Here is a 19,545-nt window from a genome sequence, read left to right on the forward strand (position 1 = left end):
CATGATTGGTTCAGAGGTAGCTGCCGCTCTATTCTCTCCCATCTATCCACCAAAATAAAGTTGACAGCCTACTAGGGCGGGATCGTAGTTAAGCGTCAGCAGTGGGTTTTGAGTAGATGGGCGCGAGGATTCAGAGTCAGGCATGGATCAGTTGCGTTCAAGGGTGCCTTCATCCTACCAATCGGATTAGATTTGCGATCGCCCTTGAGGATAGTCCGCAACCTATGATAGATAGGCTGGATAAATGATTTGATCGCAAAACCTCTATCCCGTCATAAAAAGCGGTAAAATAGTACAAAAATATTACAGTAGAACTTATTACAGTAAAATCTATGGTGCAATATACATTGGCGCAAAGTCCAGAAACCGTCTTCACAGTCGCTGGCAAAGATTCTGTCAAAGCCCGCGAAAAAGCAATGGATCAGTTGATCGAACTAATGGATGCGGGCACATTGCCAACTGAACTCACTGAAGGTTTTAGTCCTCAACAATTTATTGAAGTGAAAGAAACAACGCTTCCTGCCACAACCGATGAAGATGCGGTAACTCATGCCGTGCAAGTTCTCAGCAATCTAGCAACCCTCAAGCTAAAACTGCAAGATTCTCGTACAGAAGCACTGCAAATTCGCGCTCAAATAGACATTCTGTTTAGCGATGAGCCAGTTAGCGAGGAAGAAATTGCTACGTTGAAAGAGGGCTTTAAGGTGCTGAAGACTTACGCCCAGTCAAATTTGCGCTATAAGGAAGCTCGGATTCAGGCAGAGCAAGCCCGAATTGTGCTAGATCAGGCGTTAAATTCGGCTGAACCAGAAAGTAAAACCGCTAAAGCAAGTGCGAAGAATACGAATTAGAGCTTAGATGGGCGGAAATCCTAGCTGATCGGTGAGTTCTTGGCGGATGCGGTAGGTGATGGTGCTGGTGTCGAGTTGCTTCAAGATATCTTGGATGACGATATTGGCTCCTTGAGGTCCCCAACTGCACCCTTGTTCTAAGTAAACCTGAACGGCGCGACCGACAGAATAGGCACCCACTCCGGCGAGGCTGGCTTGGGCGATCGCGGCTCCCGCATAAACCGCCAGACTGCTGGAGCTATCCACGCCTGAAGTAGCAGCAGCAGCACTTTTGCCCATTCCTAAGACTAATCCACTGCCAATTTCCGTTAGCATTACGCTACCAGAACTAAGGATAATTGTTTTCCACAGCTTGCCTGCTTCGTGACGAGTCACGGGTAAGCCGTAAAGCTCTGAGAGGGCGCGAATCATGGCGAGATCGGAGACGGCACCGCCCACGAGGTCTAGAACGGCGATTGGGTTAAGGGCAACGGCGATCGCTTTATATCGCACAAATTTCCAGATTAAAGCTTCGGCTTCCGTGTTGTGCAATTCCACTAAGTTACTTGCCAATCGGGATTCCGCCTGCTGCACTTGCACTAACGCATTCAACGCCATCAGCGATCGCCCTTCTTTGCCCAAGATCGACAAAATCTTTTGTTTTAAGGCGGCAATCTGCACCGGGGGGGATTCCCACTCGTAGGTCATGCGTCCATCGGGTTGCTCGACTCGCACCTGTAGGGGCGCAGGTTCTGCTGCGACTAGAATAATTTCATTGGCAGATAGGAACCGCTGCAAGGATTCACTTTTTCCACCCCTTGCCGTGCTTTTTGCGGCAAACTGCTGCAAGCTGTGATAAATTTCCTGCCGACTTTGATCGGGATACAAATCAACTTTGTTGAACACCAGCAAAATCGGCTTCTGGGCTTGGCGCAGGTCGCACAACGCCTCATATTCGGTGCGAGTAATGTCTCCCGACACCACAAATAAAATCAGATCCGCTTGACGTGCGATCGCTTGCGCCATGTCTGCCCGTCCTTGCCCGTCAATTTCATCTAAGCCGGGGGTGTCAATTAGTTCGATCTGGAGGTTGGCTAAGGGGTGGAGGGGTGGAGGGGTGGAGGGGTGGAGGGGTGAAGAGGGGGAGGCGAGTAAGGCGAGGTCTTTGGGAGTGGGTGACCAGATGATCGCGTGGGGGGTTTGGGTCACACCATTGAGCGGTCCGGTTGGCAATACTTTTTTGCCAAGGAGGGCATTGAGAACCGCCGATTTGCCCCGGCTGACTAATCCAAATACGGCAACACGGGCAATGTGATTTTCTAGCTTGTTGAGGGCGATCGCCAGTTGATCCATATCCACTTTCATCTGTGCTTGGGTGGAGGCTTCAACCGGACGAGTTTTAGCAGCGCGAAAGTAGGCAGTGTACCGATTGAGCGCTTGACGTAAGCTGACACGGGCGCGCTGTAAATATACGCCTTGAGGATCGGCAGGCGACGTAATGGAATTAGCGATCGGAGGGAATTGAGTCAAGGTCGGCAAGGGCAACATGAACACTAGATCCATTGTGATCTAGAAGTTGGAGTTCTGGCTGAGGTAATGTCATGCGCGCCAGGGGAATTGGCTGGAGCAAAACTGGAGCAGCCGTTGGAGGAATGCTTGGAGCCGCGATCGCAGGCGTGACTGGAGTTGGGATTTTAGGTGAAGCAGGCTTTGGCACCAGTCGGTCGATCACCTGACTGGCTAAGGTTTGCAAAAATTTGGTTTGCTGGTTTTGCTGAAAAACAGTTTGCAACACTTGGCTAAACCGCTCGATCGCCAATGGTTTTGCTTCAGTCATCATCAGGTTAGGGGCTTGAGTATGAAAGTATTCCACTAATGCTAGTCCCACCATGCGAGTTAGATAGGCAGCACTCACCGCCTGAATGCCGCCGCCAGCAATGTAAGTGACTGCGTTCGTTTTCAGCAAGCTAGAAGCGGTACGAGTCGAAAGTTCCACTAAGCCCAACTTCAGGATTAAGCCACCCAGAGCCGTCACAACTTTTTGGGCTTGATCGAGGGAAAAGTTTTGTTGATACAGCTTGCCTAAATCTAAAATCATTTGCGTATTGATAGCAGCCGTGGCTAGCACATCCAGGGTTGGAACTGGGCTAGCAAAGGCAGTTGCCGCCGCAATCCATTGAAACTGTTCAATAATAGGCAGGGCGCGAGTTTTACGAACACTATTCAAAGTATTGACGGCTTGAGCTTTGAGAGCGATCGCGTCGTTTAGCGAACTGCTCATCACCAGTTGACGGCTTTCTGCCTGCACAATGCTCGTCAGGCGTTGGGTTAGTTCATCTAGATTCGGCACTTGATCCTCTAACCATTCCCGCACCGTGCCATCGGGCTGATGTTGACGCACTTTTAGAGGTTTAGGAGCAGTCGCGATCGCCACCACATCTGGCAACGCAATACTCCGTGCCCAGTCTTGCATTCGCGCCAAAATCGCCTGCCTATCCTGCGGCAAATATAAGTCCTGCTTGTTGAAAATCAAGACCGTCCGCTTGCGAACGGCTAACTGTTTCAGCAATTGAAATTCTGACTCAGTCAGATCACCCGTAACCAAAAAAAGCAGCAAATCTGCGGTTGTCGCTTGCTTCAACGCCACGGCTTCAGCGCCGACTTCAGCACTACTCACTGCAAAACTGGGGGCTTCAAACAGGACCACGGGGCTAGAAGCATGAATCGCCCAGTCCTCTTGCAACTGCTGAATCAATGTTGTTTTGCCGCTGCCTTTACTGCCCATCACCATTAGGCGTAGAGCGTCTCGATGCATTTCAGTCGAAATCTGATGGGCTTGGGCTTGTAGAAACGAAAGATGCGGCGCAACGGTTTGCAAGGCGGGTTCCGCATCGACAAGCTCTACTTGTAAACAGGTGATCACCTGACTGGCTTCATTTAGCGCCTGCTTCACCGCAGTAGAATCGGCTGTGCGGAGGGCAATTGGCTCGATCGCCAAAGGCTGAGATCGCCGCTGTACCCACCAAACTCCGCCACTGATTCCTAACGCTACAACGGTATAAATGCCCCACTCTCCCATGCTTTGCTGGAGAAACTCCAACACCCATAGCGCGATCGCTAGGGTAATGCCACCAATAACAAGCGGACGTTGCAGTTTTTCAGCCATAGCAGGGGTTCAGAACATCAGTCAAAGCATTCCCATTCTACCGAGGTGGAGGGTGCTTCAGCGCAATTCTGTCTATTCCCACAGATACAAAAAGCAACGCCTCGACAACACAGGGTTTATCAAGGCGTTATTTCTACTTGGTGGCGGGGCATGGATTTGAACCATGGACCTTCGGGTTATGAGCCCGACGAGCTACCAGACTGCTCTACCCCGCGTTAGCCTATTGAGTATAGCGTTAGATTCGAGAATCGTGCAACTGATTTTTGAAATTAATCGGGAATTGGGGCGATCTCACCTAACTTCAGATTTAACGATAAAACTCTCATAGTCTGAATTCGTAGTTATAGTCTCGCAACAACCGCATTCCCATAGCGGCTATTCCTTCCCTTGGGCGGCATTACGATCGCGCGAGACTGGCTGTTTTCGGCTCATATCGAAATTGCTCAATGGTTCCGTCCTTGATTTTTTCAATCACCTGCTCGATCACCTCCAGTGGAACGAGGAACCACTCTCTCGGCTTTACGGGTATACCAAAACGATCCTGCAATTCCAAATCTAATCGAACACTGCTGAAAAAATTCTGAAGGAGAGCCTCAAGTCCCTGCCGATTGATATTCGCCAATTTGAATGTGGCGACGATTTCCACGTCCGCTAACAGATAGGTGGGATCTTTCTTCGCATTGGCAACTCGCTGGTTCACGTCTCCTCCGGTTACGCCGATTTTGTGAATGACCGACCGATGCTCTGCAACGACGGGGTGATCTGATTTGCTCCTCAGCACGTAAATATAGCCAGTCGGCAAGTCGTCCGCTGCTTCAACGTGGGAAAAAAGTGGACCGAAATCTGGGGTGGTGATACGGCGACTGACCTTATCTTTGTTTAAAGCACGCTGGAGCGATCGCAACAACAGGTCGCTCTCGGTGGCGTTGTCGTAAATCACCCGTAGCCTACAGTCTGGACGACCATAATCACTGACAAACGGGTCACCCATATCGACCACCATGACCTTCTGCCCATCGAGGATAAACAGATCGCCTTGATTGACTGCCGCATTATCCTGATATTTGATGGTTTGCCGAGTCCCTATCTCCAAATCACGCTGCACTTGGTCAAAGATGGGTTTGAATTCATCGAAGTCTGGGCAGAGACTCCGTTGGGCGATTTCCTCCGCTGCTTTGATTTCGCTGCGCGAACGACTTTTGTCGCGCAAGCTCCGCACATGGGTGAGATGGGTAACATCGTTCTCTGAGGTCGCATCAATGCCAAGGGAGGCTAGCAGCGTTTCATCGTCTAGGTCTGCTTCGGGGGTGAGGCTGGTATTCGCTTCAGCAGCTAGCAATCTGCGAGAGTCTAGGGGTTCCAAGACGGCACGACATTCCGCCGATTCTCGCAGGCGATCGAGCCGCACGGCATAAAGCCGCTCGAAAATATCATGCTCCTCGACCTGCTGGGGCAGTCTGCCCTGTTCCTCCACAAACCGCTCGATCTCCTCGAAGCCTGCGATGATCCGCTCTTCCTTGGCGGAACGCTGACCGGATGGTTCGGGGGCAAGGTCTACACCCAATTCGCCGAGCAATTCCAAATCATCATCGGTGGTGTATTTAGACGTAGACTTAGGCATTCGTTTCTTCCTTCACTTTGCGTTGTAGGAAGGCAACCCCTTCTGCCATCCGTTTTTCCCAGGGATCGACTGCTGTGAGGCAGGGCAGCCGTCCTTTCTCCTGTTTAAACCGCAGCGCCCGTTTGGTCAATTCCCGTGCTTCTTCCACGCTGAGGGTGATCCGTTTGGCGGCAATCACTTCTGCCACCTGCCGCAGCCGTTCTTCGCTCATGGACTTGGCGAGGACAGCATAGGCTTCGCCAAAGGGATTGATGCGATCGATTAGATCCATGTCTAACTCGGTAACAGATAGGGCAAACTGCCGCACCCCGTCAATGAGGGCGGTGTTTTTCGCCGATTCGCTATTACTAGGGTTGGTGGCAGCAGGGTTGGTAGTATAGGTTCCATCACTTTCATTCACGGTTTGCTTTGCTTGTTGGACGAGGTTGAGGGCAGCGATCGCGTGCTGGCGGATGGCTTCTTGATCCTCTTCCTCTAGATTGGGGAATTTCTCTTTGACAATTTTGCCCATGCGAACTTGGGTTAATTCCTCCGGCACCAGTTCCTCATCGAATAGACCCCGTTCGATCGTGGGTTTGTCTTGAACAAAAGCGGTCACCAGTTCGGTCAAGTCTTCGCGGCAGATGCGCTCGGCTTCCTGGCTCTTGGGTGCGGCTAATCCCTTGATTTCCAGTTGGATTTGACCCGTTTCGGGATTCACGCCCACGTTGCACTTGCTCGGATCGTAGCCACCTTCGCCGTAGTCAAAGCCCGGTGTGGGTTGATTGTCAGGGCGCTTGGGTTTGAACTCGAAGCGCGGTGCGAGTACCTGCTCCATTAGTAGACTGGCGGCGATCGCCTTTAGAGTGTCATTTACGGCTTCGGTAACGGCGGCTTCGGTGGCATCGGGTTCGGCAATCAGGTTGGTGAAGCGAGCGCGAGTTTTGCCCGGTGCATCGCGGGTGGCGCGACCGATGATTTGGATAATCTCCGTCAAGCTGGATCGGTAGCCGATTGTGAGGGCGTGTTCGCACCAAATCCAGTCGAAGCCTTCTTTCGCCATGCCGAGGGCGATGATGATATCGACGCGATCGCGATCGTGCTTGTGGGTGGGGTCTTTGAGGGCGTTGGCGACTTTATCCCGCTTGGTTGAATCGTCGTCTACCAGATCAGCGATTTTGAGTACCTTTCCATCGGGGGTTTTGACAAGTTGAAATCCCGTTTTGGGATCGGTGCCTTGCCATTCGCCCAGTTCTTCGATGATGTGTTCGACCTCGCGGATCTTGTCCTTTGTACTCTCGCGGGAGTTGACGTTGGGAATGTGCAGAATGGTTTTTTCGTTGGGGTTGAGTACCTGCATGATTTCGTCGGTGTAGCTGCCAGAGTAAAAGTAGTAGCCGATGTCGAGTTGCTTGAGGTGTTGGTAGCCGTTGAGTTGTTCGTAGTAGGTGTAAGTAACGGTGTCAAATTTGGATTCGTCTTCGGGGTGCAGCACGGCTTCGGCATCGCCGCGAAAGTAGGAGCCGGTCATGGCGACGATATGCGTTTTGTCGCGGGTCATGATCTGGCGGATGTGATCGCCAAGTTTGTTGTCGGGGTTGGCGGAAACGTGGTGAAATTCATCTACGGCGATCAGGCGATCGTCCAAAACTTCGATGCCAAACTTGTCTACGGCAAAGCGGAAGGTGGCGTGGGTACAGACCAGCACTTTGGCATCACTATCGAGGAATTTTTTCACTGCGTCCACTTTGCCGCCATTGTCTCCCCCTGGTGCGTCGCAGAGGTTCCACCGGGGTTCGACTTGCCAATCTGTCCAAAAACCAAATTGGCTCAGGGGTTCGTTGTGGAAGCTGGAGCCGATCGCTTTCTCTGGCACAACGATGATGGCTTGTTTGAGTCCCTGATTCTCCAGTTTGTCTAGGGCGATAAACATCAGTGCCCGACTTTTGCCAGAGGCGGGGGGCGATTTGATCAGGAGATATTGTTCGCCGCGTTTTTGGTAGGCGCGTTCCTGCATCGGGCGCATCCCCAGGGCGTTGGCGCTTGTGGAGGTGCCATCTTGAGCGTAGGTGACGGAAACGGAGGGAATGGAAGTGGGTTTACTCATAGGATTATTAATGGGTTAGCTGGATGTTGCAGCGATTTGAGTCAACAACTCTTTAACAGTTAGTGTTGATAGGGGCGAATTCACAAAGCCGTGAGCATCGCGAGTCACAATCGCATCCAGTCCTTGAGCAATGGCACTGAAGATCTGAACCGCATCTTCAAAATCGGCGCAATCAGAACTCAACGCTGATTCTAAAACATCCCCATCTACTGGACAAACAGCCATAGCAATTAGCGTCTCTGAGACGGCTTGCCGTGCTTTCTCCAAGCTTTGGGTATGTCTGCGAGCAATGTAACGCGATGTGCAACTAAGAACCCTCACCCCAAACCCCTCTCCCGCAGGAGAGGGACTTTCAAGAGATCTCTGGTTCCCTCTCCTGCGGGAGAGGGCTAGGGTGAGGGTTCTTTTAGGCGGTTTTAAGAAAGTCGCACATTGCGTAATGTAGAAAATATCTGTCAGGGTTGTGGCTGTGACGTAGCCTATAACTTGACCTTTGCCGACTGCTTGAAATAGGTGTTCTGCATCTTGAAAGAATAGCTCTCGCTGCAATAGAAAATCTAGAACGACGTTTGTATCAATCAGAATTTTCATGGGAGATACTTTTCCAGTCGTCGCTCTTCTAACATGTCGGCTACATCTTGATCGGTGGGTGCGGGTTGATCTGTTTTGAGCAATCCTCGCATCTTCTGAATTGCGTCAGCACGTTTGGCGATGCCCCGGAGTCCGGTGAGGGTGTCGGAAGGGATAGCCTGTTGAGGGGAGGTAAATTGTTTTTGGTGGAGAAATTCGGCGAAGTGGAGGACTTCGTTAATTTGGTTCTCTGGGAGGGCTTGGATAAGCTGATAGAGCTTTTCGGCGGCTGTCATGGTTTTATGGGGATGAATGGTTTTTTCTCTGTATTATGGCTAAGTTTTGCGTTTGGCGGGTTACTTTGGCGATGCCTGTTGGCTGGTCATCTTTGTATACAGTTCAAACAGTTTTTCGAGGCGTTCGGTGTCGTTTTTGAAGCGGCGACCGATGTAGATGCGCTCCAGGATTTCGTCGTTGAGATCGTGTGCCTCGCGCAAATTTTCGGGCATGGTGGCGGGGTTGTAGAGATCGGCGATCGTGGCTGGGAAATGGGCTTCACGGGCGAGGAGGATGTCTTCGGCGCAGCGGGTGAGGTCGGCTTTGTTTTGATCGGTGAGGGTGGGGACGGGAAAGGTGTTCCAGCCGAAGGTGTTGGAGTAGCGAAAGTCGGTTTTTAGTTTGCCGCAGACGGTGGCGATCCAGACTAAGTGGATGCGGGAGGCGATCAGTGCCATGTTCCAGAGCGGCGCATCGTAGAGAGCGAAACAAAGGTCGGTTACTGTGGATTTGGCATCAATTAACCCGACCGGAAGATAGTTCCGACTTTCGGACGAAACGCGGGGCATTGAGACGGTCTGCTTCTTCCCGATATTCATCTCACGCATTTGGTGGGAACGCGCAGCCATATCATTCGCACTCTTATCACGGCTTGCCAGTCGCATTGTCCGCACTCCTTCAATGCGTTGCCGGATCGGTTCGATGGTTAATGCCTCATCTAGATCTTCATCCTCAATCCATAGACAATAGCGAGATAAACCGCGAATAAATTCAGCCGATCCATAGATCCGCCGAATGAAGCGATCGCGTTGTTCTTTACTAAGTCCAAGCATATCCACCTCATCAGTGGAAAGGAGCAAGTTTCCACCGTCATAAGGCATATTGCCTCGCAGCATTTCGGTTGTATTGGATAAAGGCTCTACTTGCTTTGAAATCTGAACATTGGAGCTTGCCACTAAATAGGCATTTATATTTGCGGCTTCCTTTGCGATCGTCTCACCGTTATTCTCAACGGAAATCAAATATCGAACTTTGTCAGCATGATTGGAAATCCCGACGATTACTACCGTCACCCCAGCATTGTGACTTGCAAGGTTTGCCCACTTAAAACTGGTGTGCGCGAAAGCGATCTCGTGCGCCGTCTCAAAAATCAGCGTCCACAGAATCGGCACCTGCTGCCCCTGACAAATCGAGTTAGTAGACACAAACGCTGCGGCTGATGTCGTTTGCGTCCCATAATCCGCCGCTTTCATAAACCAGCCCGACACATAATCCAGCGACTTCCACAACTTAGTGCGTCCATCGAAAATGCCTTTTAGATCATTCTTCTGTTCGCTCGATTGCCAAGTCGATCCGAGATAGGGCGGATTCCCACAGATATACGTTTCCCCGCCCTCATTCTCAAAATCGATCTCCGCCTGATCCAGCGGCGTACCAAACAAATCATTCGCAAATAACTTCACCCCCGTCCCCGTCGGCGGACAAAGACTCAACCAATCCAGCCGCAACGCATTGCCACAGGTAATCCAGTTATCCGCCTTCAGCGGCAGAAACTCCGCCAGCGCCAGTTGCGCCCCCCGATACAGCACATCACACTGATACTCTGCAATGATCAACGCCAACCGCGCAATCTCCGAAGAGAAATGTCGCAATTCAATTCCCCGAAAATTCGTCAGCGGAATCTCGGATTTACGATCGCTCTCACCCCGACGACAATTAATCTCCGCCTCAATCTTCCGCATCTCCTTATACGCAATCACCAAAAAATTCCCCGACCCACAAGCCGGATCAAACACCCGAATCCGCGCCAGCCGCGATCGCAAATTCAGCAGCTTCCGCACATTCTCCCCTGCGGACTCAAGCTGCGATCGCAACTCATCCAAAAACAGTGGATTTAGCACCTTGAGAATATTCGGCACACTGGTATAGTGCATCCCCAACGCCCCCCGCTCCTCATCTTCTGCGATCGCCTGAATCATCGACCCGAAAATATCGGGATTGATCTTCGTCCAGTCGAGATTGCCCACATGCAGCAGATACGATCGAGCAATCTTGCTAAAACGGGGCACCGCCACGCCACCCGAAAAAAGACCCCCATTCACATAGGGAAAAACATTCGCCCAATTGCGAATCTGAGCCGCTTTCCGCTCCTTCAGCGGCGTACACATCGCCCGAAACAACTCAGACAACACCTCATGCGTATTCGAGGCATCGCTGGCAGTCATCTGCGCGACAGTCGCCGTGAACAGACCATTACTATGAAAAATATTCGTATCTTCGGCAAAGAAACAGAAAATCAGCCGCGCCATGAAGTGGTTCAACTCCTCCCGGCGCTCCGCTTTGTCCCATTCCGGGTTATCTTTCAGTAGCTCAATATAAAGGCGATTAAGGCGACCCGTAGCCTTGATATCAAAGGCATTCTCCCGGATCTGCTTAACCGTCGTAATCCCCGCCAATGGCAAGAAAAACCCGAAGTGTTCATGAAAGTCTGGATAATTGCAGGCGATCGTCTCCCCATCAACAAGATTTTCCGCCTCAAAGCTTTTGCCATCGGTAGCCAGGATAAACTTAGCCTTGTGCCGAGCCGTCGCCTTGCTCTCTCGTAAGGCTGAGAGAGTGTTTGGCACCTCACCTGACTGGCAAACCTGTAAATGGATATTGTTACGCTGAAGTACCCCACCCGGCAGGTCAGATTGGTTCGAGCTATTGCTTCTGAGTCGCTTGATCGTCGTCGGCTTGTTCCCAAACGCTTCGAGAAAGGCAAAGGGGAACTCTTCTGAGTCAAAGGGCGCTTCAGCAAGCCGGGAAACGGCTTCTTCGATTTCGACTGCATTCATAGTTCGACCACGAATCGCTCAGGGGCTTGATTATTGCTTCTCAACGCAATCTGGAAATCTTACCCTGATTTTCAATGATAGAGGTTGCAATGATGCGATCGCGCCTGCAACTGGCTCCTTTACCTACACCTAGTAGTACTTAGCTAAACGGTGAGCGCAGCAAAGGCAGAATCCACTAGCGCCCGAATAAGGCGGCAAGTTTTTTTGCTTCGATCGCCACATTATGATTTTGAGCGACCAGTTTTGCGCCAGTTTTGCCCATTTGTTCTAGCTGATCCAGCGGCGTATGAATGGCGACTTGCATGGCTTCCTTTAATGCGCTCACCGACCCAGAGGGCACTAGCCAGCCAGACTTACCCGGTTGAACCAGTTCAGGAATTCCTGCAATGTAGGTGCTAATCACCGGGCGGCACAGCGCCAACGATTCCATAATTACCACGGGCAATCCTTCTGCAAAGCTTGGAACGAGCATCACTTGGGCTGCCAAAATTTGCTGTTGAACCTGTTCATTCGTTGCCCAGCCTGTGATTTCAACATGATTTTCTAAATGAAACTGGTGAATCATTGATTCAATTTGCGGTCTTAAAGAACCATCACCCACCAGCACCAGTTTGAAATCATGCCCTTCGGCTGCAAGTTGACCGGCTGCTTCAACCAACAGGAGGTGTCCTTTTTGCTCACTCAAGCGCCCAACACAAACAAAACGCGGCTGCGTTGGGAGAGGTGTGTAGGGTTGTTTCAAAAACATTTCATCGACTCCACAACGAATAACCTGAATTTTTGCCCACTGTTGATAGCTACACCAGCGATACAGTTGACTCCGACCAAAGGAGCAAACGGCAACAACAACAGCAGCATGTTCAATTTTTTCTGTTAAGGAAATCGCTTGAGGCTTATCAAATTCCTCAGGACCATGAACCGTGATGCTGTAGGTTGGACCGCCCAACTCACGGCACAACATGGCGACGGTTGCTGAGTTGGTGCCAAAGTGAGTATGAACATGGGAAATTTTTGCTTGGGTGAACCAACGCAATAGAACACAGGCTTCTGCGAGATAGGCAAAGTGGTAAGCTAAGCCGCGATCGGATGAGTGCCCTACGGTATACGCTAATTTGACCGCCTTTAAAAAGCGCAATGGATGCTTTAAAGCCACATTAATTGTGCTGCTCAGCAAGCCAGAAACACCTTCCTTTAGGACATACCGGGTTTTGTTCGCTTCTTGTTTGTCGGCTTCGTCAATAATTTCAGCCGCCAGCGATCGAATGGAAAAACGGGCAATTGGTACTCCAGCAGCTTCTAGAGCCACGATTTCTCGACGAATAAAGCTGTGGCTGGTTTTGGGATATTGATTCACAAGATAGGCAATATTCATTCGCAAGATCGCTAGAAAGGGAATAGAAAAATCTGTATAAGCTTGTCAAATGCTCTAGGAAGATGACTGTATGGCAACGGATAAATAGGTTAGGACACAAAGCTCCTTGAAAAATAGCAAAGAACGGGTGGTGGTTGGCTTGACCTTTCCTTGTACTGTGATAGGCGGTTAGCCAAAAGTTGCTTTGAGAAGTTGCCCAATGTTCTAACAGTTTTTCTTTAAAGTGGCATCGTGAAATACCGAGACTTAAGGAAACAAATATCTAATCCATCGGGAAAGTTACGGAAATTAAATAATGCTGCAACAATGACTCGATTAAATGACTGAATAATTGAGGAAAATCTTTTATGAGGAATCATCTATCGTAGTCTAAGCACTCTCAACAGAAATTTTGGTGACTACTTCTCTGCAACAACGGCGATCGCCCCTTGCATCGGCTGACTATCAACAAACACGCTTAAACTCGCTGCCGCTTTCTACCTCACCGCATCAGGGCAACTTTGCCACAGCCCTGGCTGCCCACAATTGGCAAGCGTTACAGCCCGCAGAACTAGAGATTTTTCAAATTAATCTTGGCAAATTATGCAATATGACTTGCCGCCATTGTCATGTGGATGCAGCCCCCGATCGCAAAGAAGTGATGGATCGAGAGACGGTCAACGCTTGCCTTGCGGCGATCGACCAGATTGCTGTACATACGATTGATTTAACGGGTGGTGCCCCAGAACTTAATCCTCATTTTCGCGACTTAGTCGATGAATGCGCTCAACGGGGCAAAAAGGTGATCGATCGCTGCAACCTTACCGTACTTTTGTTGCCCACGATGCAAGACTTGCCGCAGTGGTTAGCAGAACGCCACGTTGAAATCGTTTGCTCTTTGCCCCACTATCGTCAGCGCAACACTGATGCTCAGCGGGGAGATGGCACGTTTGAAAAATCGATCGCAGCCTTAAAGCGATTGAATGCTGTGGGCTATGGGCAAGGCGATCCAACCCGTTGCTTGACCCTGATGAGTAACCCAGTAGGAGCTTTCCTATCTAGTTCGCAAGCAAGCTTGGAGCAGGAGTGGAAAGCGGGATTATTGAAGCATCACGGCATCACCTTCGATCGCTTGATCAGCTTAAACAATATGCCAATTTCGCGCTATTTGGAATGGCTAGAGTCATCAAATAATTTGCAGCGCTATATGGAACTGTTGGTCAATTCCTTTAATCCAACCACGATCGCCGGACTCATGTGCCGCAACACGCTTTCTGTGTCTTGGGATGGTCGGCTGTTTGACTGTGACTTCAACCAAATGCTGGAATTAGACTGTCAGCCAACAAATGGGCAGCCGACCAATGGACAGAGAATGCATATTCGCGACTTTCATCTAGAGTGGCTGGCGCAGCGAGAAATTGTTACCGGGCGGCATTGCTTCGGCTGCACGGCTGGGGCAGGAAGTTCTTGTGGCGGCTCAATAAAAGAATCGTGACTCTTTTATTGCCCGGATCAATCGCTGAGAAACACGCTAGCCTAGAATCACTGTGCTGTTGGACGAAGCGTTATGAAAATGCTGCCCATTGTGTTGATCTCACTGATTGCGGCTACGTGGGTGGGCGCGATCGCAATTCTTTCTGTGCAAAACTTTACGCCAGTAAAACTCAGCTTGTTAGCGTTTCAGTCGGTTGAAATTCCACTGGGGCTAGTGCTGGCGTTTAGCGTAGGCATTGGCATGGTGGGTATGGCGATCGTTCAACTGATGCTCACTTCTTCTTTGCAGCGTCCTTATGAAGAGGATTGAGTGCTAGTCTTCACTCCCGGTCAAATCATAGACCCGTCCATCAATCAATAAACGCGAAATGCCTTTGGCTTTGAGATGAGAATAGGTTTTCTGTAAGATTCTGCCATCTGGAAGTTTGATCACCCGCTGCGTTCGAGGATTGGAATACCGTTTAGCAATTCGGTGATTGTCAAATACTGGCAGAATTTTGTTCTGGGTCTCTTCTTCAGGAATTTGCCCTAAATCGCCGAAGTCTTGCAGAAGTGGCGCGATTAATTCTGATGCGCGATCAATCACTAGATAGCAAGTGCGAGGAATCAAAGCCTCTGCTAAGGGCAAAATTTGGATGATGGCTCCATCGGCTAATTTGCTTGTTGCAAACAGAGGTTTCGACAAATCATCATCAAAATCATCATCGTCCTCGTCCTCGTCCTCAAGATCATCATCAAGGTCATCGTCCTCGTCTAAGTCAAGAATTTCTTCTGCAAGAATTTCTTTCAATACTTCAGACTCAGACTCAGACTCAAATCTTTTCCCTACACTGACTTTAGGAGAAAGATCGGGCAAAGCAGCTTTTGCAACAGGCAAATCAAATTCGCTTTCGTCTTCGTCAGGCAACGGTTTTTGCGATCGCCGTTTCAAAATAGGACCACTTTTCAGATCAGGTGGCTTAATGGCTAAAGGCGGTTCAATGGACTCGATTCTAGTCGGTTCAACCGATTCGACTATTGCCAAATCCGCTGTAGACTGCCCATCGGTGGGGTGCCTTTGGATAGTTTCAGGCACAACAGGCTGCTCTGCGATCGCCCTTTCCGGCTCAGTAACCGCTATGTTGACCGTTTTTGAAATATTGGGCGATTGAACACTAGGCTCCTGTTGCTCTGCTATGGGTGCTTGCAGCAGCGGCAAATACTCGTTTGAGCGAAGAGCTTGACGCTTTTGCTGAATCAGCACTTCATACTCGTCTGCTGGTAAGGCGCTTTTTAGAATACGGCTAATGGTGGAAGTGCTAACGCTATAGCGACCTGCCAAGGTTGAGGTCGTCTCACCCAACTGCCGATAAAGTTCAATGACTTCGTTTTTTTCAGAGTCGGAAAGTTTTTTAGCAATCATTTAAAGCAAGCTGTGAAGAAGCGGCGATCGCCTGCTTCATTGTATTCCGAATTTACAATCTAACAGGAGGTTGACAAGCGAATCCTACCAAATTTACGGCGGCTTTAGCCGGATGGGTGTTTCGATTAAGCACGGCGGCGAGAACCAGCCCGACGAGAGCGGATGGAGAGATCATATTCTAGCGCAGCCCCGATTCCAAACAGCACACCACTAAACACCCAGAATACTTCTGGTAATCCCCCGCTCTTATAATCCGCCAAGCTTGTTGTCGCATATTTAAACCAAATATCCGCAATGTATAAACAAAAAGCCGCCGCCGCAATCATCCGCCAAGATTGGGAAAACCGTCCGCCCCAAAACGCCAGCAACAAGGTGGTCGCCAAAACCAGCAGCAGCACATCACAGAGCAGATAAAACCAGTTGAGCGGCAGTGCCAAAGGTGTCAACTGTTGTTCCAAACTCAATGCCCACTCTGGTGCTTGCGGTTTTTGGGGCGGTGCGGCTGCTGGGGCTGCCGGGGCTGCTTGTGCCATCACCTTTGCCAAGACGTTTTCAGCGACAGCAGAAAGATTGAAAACAGGAAAATCTAACGGTTGAGCGGTTGAAACGATCGCTAAGACAGATCTTTCCAACGGAAAGCCTGGAATGGCTTCGAGTCTAGGGGCTTCAGCCACATAACCCAGGTCTAGCTGTGCGGCTGGCTGCTCCGCAGGTTTGGCGGTGGATAGCACAATGGCGATCGCGATCCCAACCACTGCGATCGCCACAATCACTCCTTTCTGCCAAAGCTCCAAATTTAACCGCCTAGAAAATACTGCCTGAAACATCCCCCAGACCAGAAAAATGTAAGCCAAGACAAAGAAAAAGTCTCCTGGAGAAACCGCCGCCTCTAGCCCTAAAACTAACTCCCAATAGCTAAACAATAGATTACCAAGAAAGTAAAAAAACGTGCCTAGCCCAATGCCCAGCCAAACCCCGCGCCCACTGACAATTTGCGAACTGCGCCAGTTCCGAAAACACAGCAACGCGGCAACGAGGAAAGCAACTGCTTCAAAAATGGAGGTTCCCCAGGAATACAACAGCGATCGCTCCTCTTGGGGAGCTTTTACACCAAATAACAGGAAAAATAATAAGGCTAAGACCGCCCAGCCAATCTCAGCTAAGACAATAGTTTGAACCGATAGAAATGGTTTGTCCGAGGACTTGTCTGCACTGCTCATAGATTAATTCCTGGGGGTAGCTGCGTCAGAAACAGGACGACTTGCAAAAACAAAGCAAAAATAAAAACATATCCAGCAAGAGTCGCATAAAGTTAGAGGTTTGTAGCACATTAATCAAAGATTCTTTAATCTGTCGCCACACTCTATCGCCAATCTATCGCCACAGTTTGCCCAATGGAGATTGATTTAACCAGGTGGAAACTTGACTTTGCTCGTTGGAGGGTAAATCTTGCAGTGCATCAATTGACCGCTGCGCGAACGTAGTATTTCCAAAATAGGACTTACCGACCCGATGGAGTTCTTGCAACAAAGTATTAAGATGATGCTCTTGCCACGCGGGTAGACTAGCCGCATTCAGGGGATCTACGGTAAGCAAATACTTGACGGCATCGGGGGTCACTGCTTGGGGAAAGCGCCACTGCTTAAACACTTCAGAAATATCTTTTTGAAAAAGACCCGCTTGTCGATTACCTAATAGGTCTTCAATATCGATAAATACGGCTTGCAGCATGAGCAGGGCACCTTTGACATAAGCAGGATTTAGAGAGACTTCATGGTCAGCTTCAGTGGCAAACTGCTCGAGTCGAATTTTGCCCCACACGCTGTAGCGATCGGGTTCTTCCAACAACACACAGGCTTTTCCCTGGTTATCCGTTAGGTCACGCCAAAATGCCTTTGCATCTTCTTCCTGAGCAGCATTAAAAACGCTAATCAATCGGAAAGTTTGCCCCTGATAGGTCAGGATGGGAACTTGCTGATCCCGTTTGGGGTGCTGAACGCTAGAAATCTCAACATCCTGCCGCTTCAGAATAAACATGACGCTAGCAATTACTCCTGTCAGGGCTTCATTTGCTTGTTTTGAGAGATGGGCAATCTTATCATATCGGTAGGGAACTAGTTATCATATCGGTAGGGAACTAGTTAAAAACAACAAGGTGGGTTGAGGCTTATCTCAAACCTTACCTTAAGAATTTGCCGTTTTTCGGCTCAAAACTCAGAACATCCTCAAAATCTTGGATGCATCATGGTGAACCCCTCCAAAATTTTGCTGATTGTAACGTAAGACACTCTCTAGAGGACGCAAAAGACACTCTCTAGAGGACGCAAACTAAACAGCGATATTGTAAGCTGATACTCTAAATAGAGTATGTTTATTCTAACTTTGCTCTAAAGAATGGATCCTTAGCTCAGTGGATAGAGCAATCGCCTTCTAAGCGATCGGTCACAGGTTCGAATCCTGTAGGATCCGTTGAAACTTGCTAATCTCGCACTACAACTGGAGTTCCTACACTTGCCCAATTGTAAATCCAGCGGGCGTGGTTAACGGCTACGTTTGTGCAGCCATGGCTAACAGGAGTTCCAAAGTTGTTATGCCAATTTGCTCCATGGATAGCGTAGCCACGATGATAGAACATGGCATAGGGCACATCGGGAATATCATAATCCTCGCCACTCATGCGAGTGGTGCGATAGCGCGTTTGGATTGAAAATACGCCAGTTGGGGTTGGGGTGGAAGATTTACCTGTGGAGACAATTACGGCATAAACGGGGCGCTTTCCTTCCCAAGCAATGAGGCGCTGCTTGGATAAATCAATCTCAATCCAGCGTTCTCCAGATTGCTTTAACTTTTTAAGTTGCGAGATTGGTGTTTGTTGGGCAAGTTGAAAAGAAGGGTCTTGTGCCCAAATGAGGTTGGATGATAAAGGCTCTAGCCCGATCGCAATCAGTGAACTAATCCACACTCCACAGCAGTGACGAAAAAACTGGCGATTCACAGGCTTAATTGATAGCTTTGTGCCCATCGTAAGCCAAGAAATGAGACAGATGAAAGGGGGCGATCGCAAAGCTTAAGGATTGCTAAACGAGTTGACGGAGAAACGAGTGGGTGGAGTTTTGAGTTTTGAGGTCTTAGTTTTGAGTTGAAGAAATTCATTCAAGGCTTCAGAGGGTTTTGCTGATTATGCTGGGTTCTTTGGATGAGGTTTTTTGCTCTCAGGGCGATCGCCTCCCAGTTTTCTTGTAATAAAGCAGTTTTGGGAAATAAATCGCTGGATAGCCCAACTGAGATCGCGCCAGCTTGCAAAAATGCAGGTGTATTTTCGAGCGTGATCCCTCCGGTGGGAATGAGCGGAATATTACTCAACGGCGCGCGTAATGCTTGAATATAGGCAACTCCACCCATTGCTTCTATCGGGAAAACTTTGACACTCGCTGCCCCCGCTTGCCATGCTTGCACAATTTCAGTGGGAGAAAGGGCACCAGCAACCAACGGGATTTCTTGCTCAGCGGCAGTTTTGATCATGCTGATATCGACGTGTGGGGTAAAAAGGAACTGCGCGCCTGCCGCGATCGCCTCTTGCTGCTGAGCCACTGTTAGCAAGGTGCCTGCGCCAATCCAGCACTGAGGCAACTCAGCACGCAATTGGGCGATTAACTCTGGAGCGCGATCGCTATTCCAGGTCACTTCTATCAACTGAATGCCTCCAGCCGCAACCGCCTTCGCCATTTGAATGCCCTGTTCCAACCGACCACTGCGGACTACCGCAATCACACGCTGCTGCCAAAGCAACGACAACCAAAGTTGAGTATTCATATTCACCCCCTCTCAAATGACAAATTTCCTATTTTTTGGGGAATCCTGGCTAAATCGTCAATTCAGTAAAGCGAGAGGATTTTTCAACTTAGTTCACCA

Annotated in this window: 16 protein-coding genes and 2 tRNA genes; 4 read left to right on the forward strand and 14 right to left on the reverse strand. The window is 49.6% G+C overall.

From position 1 onward, the window contains the following. The first annotated feature begins 332 nt into the window (after window positions 1–332). Entirely contained in the window at window positions 333–851 is a 519-nt protein-coding gene (locus AB3R30_RS17490; protein WP_458650496.1) for a hypothetical protein, read from the forward strand. A 3-nt stretch (window positions 852–854) separates the two neighbouring features. On the opposite strand, the gene AB3R30_RS17495 is transcribed toward AB3R30_RS17490, so the two are convergent. The 9 genes from AB3R30_RS17495 to AB3R30_RS17535 all read right to left on the reverse strand — a co-directional run bounded on the left by AB3R30_RS17495 (window position 855) and on the right by AB3R30_RS17535 (window position 12,758). Next, window positions 855–2,360 carry a DUF697 domain-containing protein gene (locus AB3R30_RS17495; RefSeq protein WP_458650497.1) on the reverse strand — a complete coding sequence of 502 codons (1,506 nt, stop codon included), beginning with the start codon at window positions 2,358–2,360 and terminating at the stop codon, window positions 855–857. Beyond that, window positions 2,335–3,996, reverse strand: coding sequence for a slr1306 family protein (locus tag AB3R30_RS17500; protein ID WP_458650498.1), 1,662 nt, complete (start codon window positions 3,994–3,996; stop codon window positions 2,335–2,337). Before AB3R30_RS17500 ends, AB3R30_RS17495 begins: the two co-directional genes overlap by 26 nt. 138 nt (window positions 3,997–4,134) lie before the next feature. Continuing rightward, a tRNA-Met gene (locus tag AB3R30_RS17505) sits at window positions 4,135–4,211 on the reverse strand. 182 nt (window positions 4,212–4,393) lie between these two features. Further along, on the reverse strand, window positions 4,394–5,617 hold the full coding sequence (locus AB3R30_RS17510; RefSeq protein ID WP_458650499.1) for a GIY-YIG nuclease family protein: 1,224 nt from the start codon (window positions 5,615–5,617) through the stop codon (window positions 4,394–4,396). After that, the gene (locus AB3R30_RS17515) at window positions 5,610–7,703 is read right to left on the reverse strand and encodes a DEAD/DEAH box helicase (RefSeq protein ID WP_458650500.1); all 2,094 of its coding nucleotides are present in this window, start codon (window positions 7,701–7,703) and stop codon (window positions 5,610–5,612) included. The genes AB3R30_RS17510 and AB3R30_RS17515 overlap by 8 nt, the downstream gene beginning before the upstream one ends. 15 nt (window positions 7,704–7,718) lie before the next feature. Then, window positions 7,719–8,294 carry a type II toxin-antitoxin system VapC family toxin gene (locus AB3R30_RS17520; protein ID WP_458650501.1) on the reverse strand — a complete coding sequence of 192 codons (576 nt, stop codon included), beginning with the start codon at window positions 8,292–8,294 and terminating at the stop codon, window positions 7,719–7,721. Beyond that, the gene (locus tag AB3R30_RS17525) at window positions 8,291–8,569 is read right to left on the reverse strand and encodes a DUF2281 domain-containing protein (protein WP_458650502.1); all 279 of its coding nucleotides are present in this window, start codon (window positions 8,567–8,569) and stop codon (window positions 8,291–8,293) included. The genes AB3R30_RS17520 and AB3R30_RS17525 overlap by 4 nt, the downstream gene beginning before the upstream one ends. A gap of 60 nt (window positions 8,570–8,629) precedes the next feature. Further along, complete coding sequence (locus AB3R30_RS17530; RefSeq protein ID WP_458650503.1) at window positions 8,630–11,386, reverse strand: class I SAM-dependent DNA methyltransferase; 2,757 nt, start codon at window positions 11,384–11,386, stop codon at window positions 8,630–8,632. 175 nt (window positions 11,387–11,561) lie between these two features. After that, a complete protein-coding gene (locus AB3R30_RS17535) occupies window positions 11,562–12,758 on the reverse strand; it encodes a glycosyltransferase (protein WP_458650504.1) in 1,197 nt (398 codons plus the stop codon). Window positions 12,759–13,146: 388 nt separating this feature from the next. Here AB3R30_RS17535 and arsS point away from each other — a divergent pair, with 388 nt between their 5' ends. Beyond that, complete coding sequence (gene arsS / locus AB3R30_RS17540; RefSeq protein WP_458650543.1) at window positions 13,147–14,232, forward strand: arsenosugar biosynthesis radical SAM (seleno)protein ArsS; 1,086 nt, start codon at window positions 13,147–13,149, stop codon at window positions 14,230–14,232. Between the two features lie 72 nt (window positions 14,233–14,304). Next, on the forward strand, window positions 14,305–14,541 hold the full coding sequence (locus AB3R30_RS17545) for a lipopolysaccharide assembly protein LapA domain-containing protein (protein ID WP_458650505.1): 237 nt from the start codon (window positions 14,305–14,307) through the stop codon (window positions 14,539–14,541). 3 nt (window positions 14,542–14,544) lie between these two features. On the opposite strand, the gene AB3R30_RS17550 is transcribed toward AB3R30_RS17545, so the two are convergent. The 3 genes from AB3R30_RS17550 to AB3R30_RS17560 form a co-directional block, all read right to left on the reverse strand. Beyond that, on the reverse strand, window positions 14,545–15,633 hold the full coding sequence (locus tag AB3R30_RS17550) for a hypothetical protein (RefSeq protein WP_458650506.1): 1,089 nt from the start codon (window positions 15,631–15,633) through the stop codon (window positions 14,545–14,547). A 125-nt stretch (window positions 15,634–15,758) separates the two neighbouring features. Next, window positions 15,759–16,853, reverse strand: a complete 1,095-nt coding sequence (locus AB3R30_RS17555; RefSeq protein ID WP_458650507.1) for a hypothetical protein — start codon at window positions 16,851–16,853, stop codon at window positions 15,759–15,761. A 154-nt stretch (window positions 16,854–17,007) separates the two neighbouring features. Next, on the reverse strand, window positions 17,008–17,670 hold the full coding sequence (locus AB3R30_RS17560) for an Npun_F0813 family protein (RefSeq protein WP_458650508.1): 663 nt from the start codon (window positions 17,668–17,670) through the stop codon (window positions 17,008–17,010). 359 nt (window positions 17,671–18,029) lie between these two features. Here AB3R30_RS17560 and AB3R30_RS17565 point away from each other — a divergent pair. Further along, window positions 18,030–18,102, forward strand: a tRNA-Arg gene (locus AB3R30_RS17565). Between the two features lie 10 nt (window positions 18,103–18,112). Here the strand turns inward: AB3R30_RS17565 and AB3R30_RS17570 are convergent. Then, on the reverse strand, window positions 18,113–18,655 hold the full coding sequence (locus AB3R30_RS17570; RefSeq protein ID WP_458650509.1) for a L,D-transpeptidase: 543 nt from the start codon (window positions 18,653–18,655) through the stop codon (window positions 18,113–18,115). Window positions 18,656–18,786: 131 nt separating this feature from the next. Continuing rightward, complete coding sequence (locus tag AB3R30_RS17575) at window positions 18,787–19,446, reverse strand: bifunctional 4-hydroxy-2-oxoglutarate aldolase/2-dehydro-3-deoxy-phosphogluconate aldolase (protein WP_458650510.1); 660 nt, start codon at window positions 19,444–19,446, stop codon at window positions 18,787–18,789. Between the last annotated feature and the right edge of the window lie 99 nt (window positions 19,447–19,545).

Source organism: Sivoneniella epilithica UHCC 1019, assembly GCF_040830845.1.
Classification (GTDB): Bacteria; Cyanobacteriota; Cyanobacteriia; order Leptolyngbyales; family Leptolyngbyaceae; genus ULC077BIN1.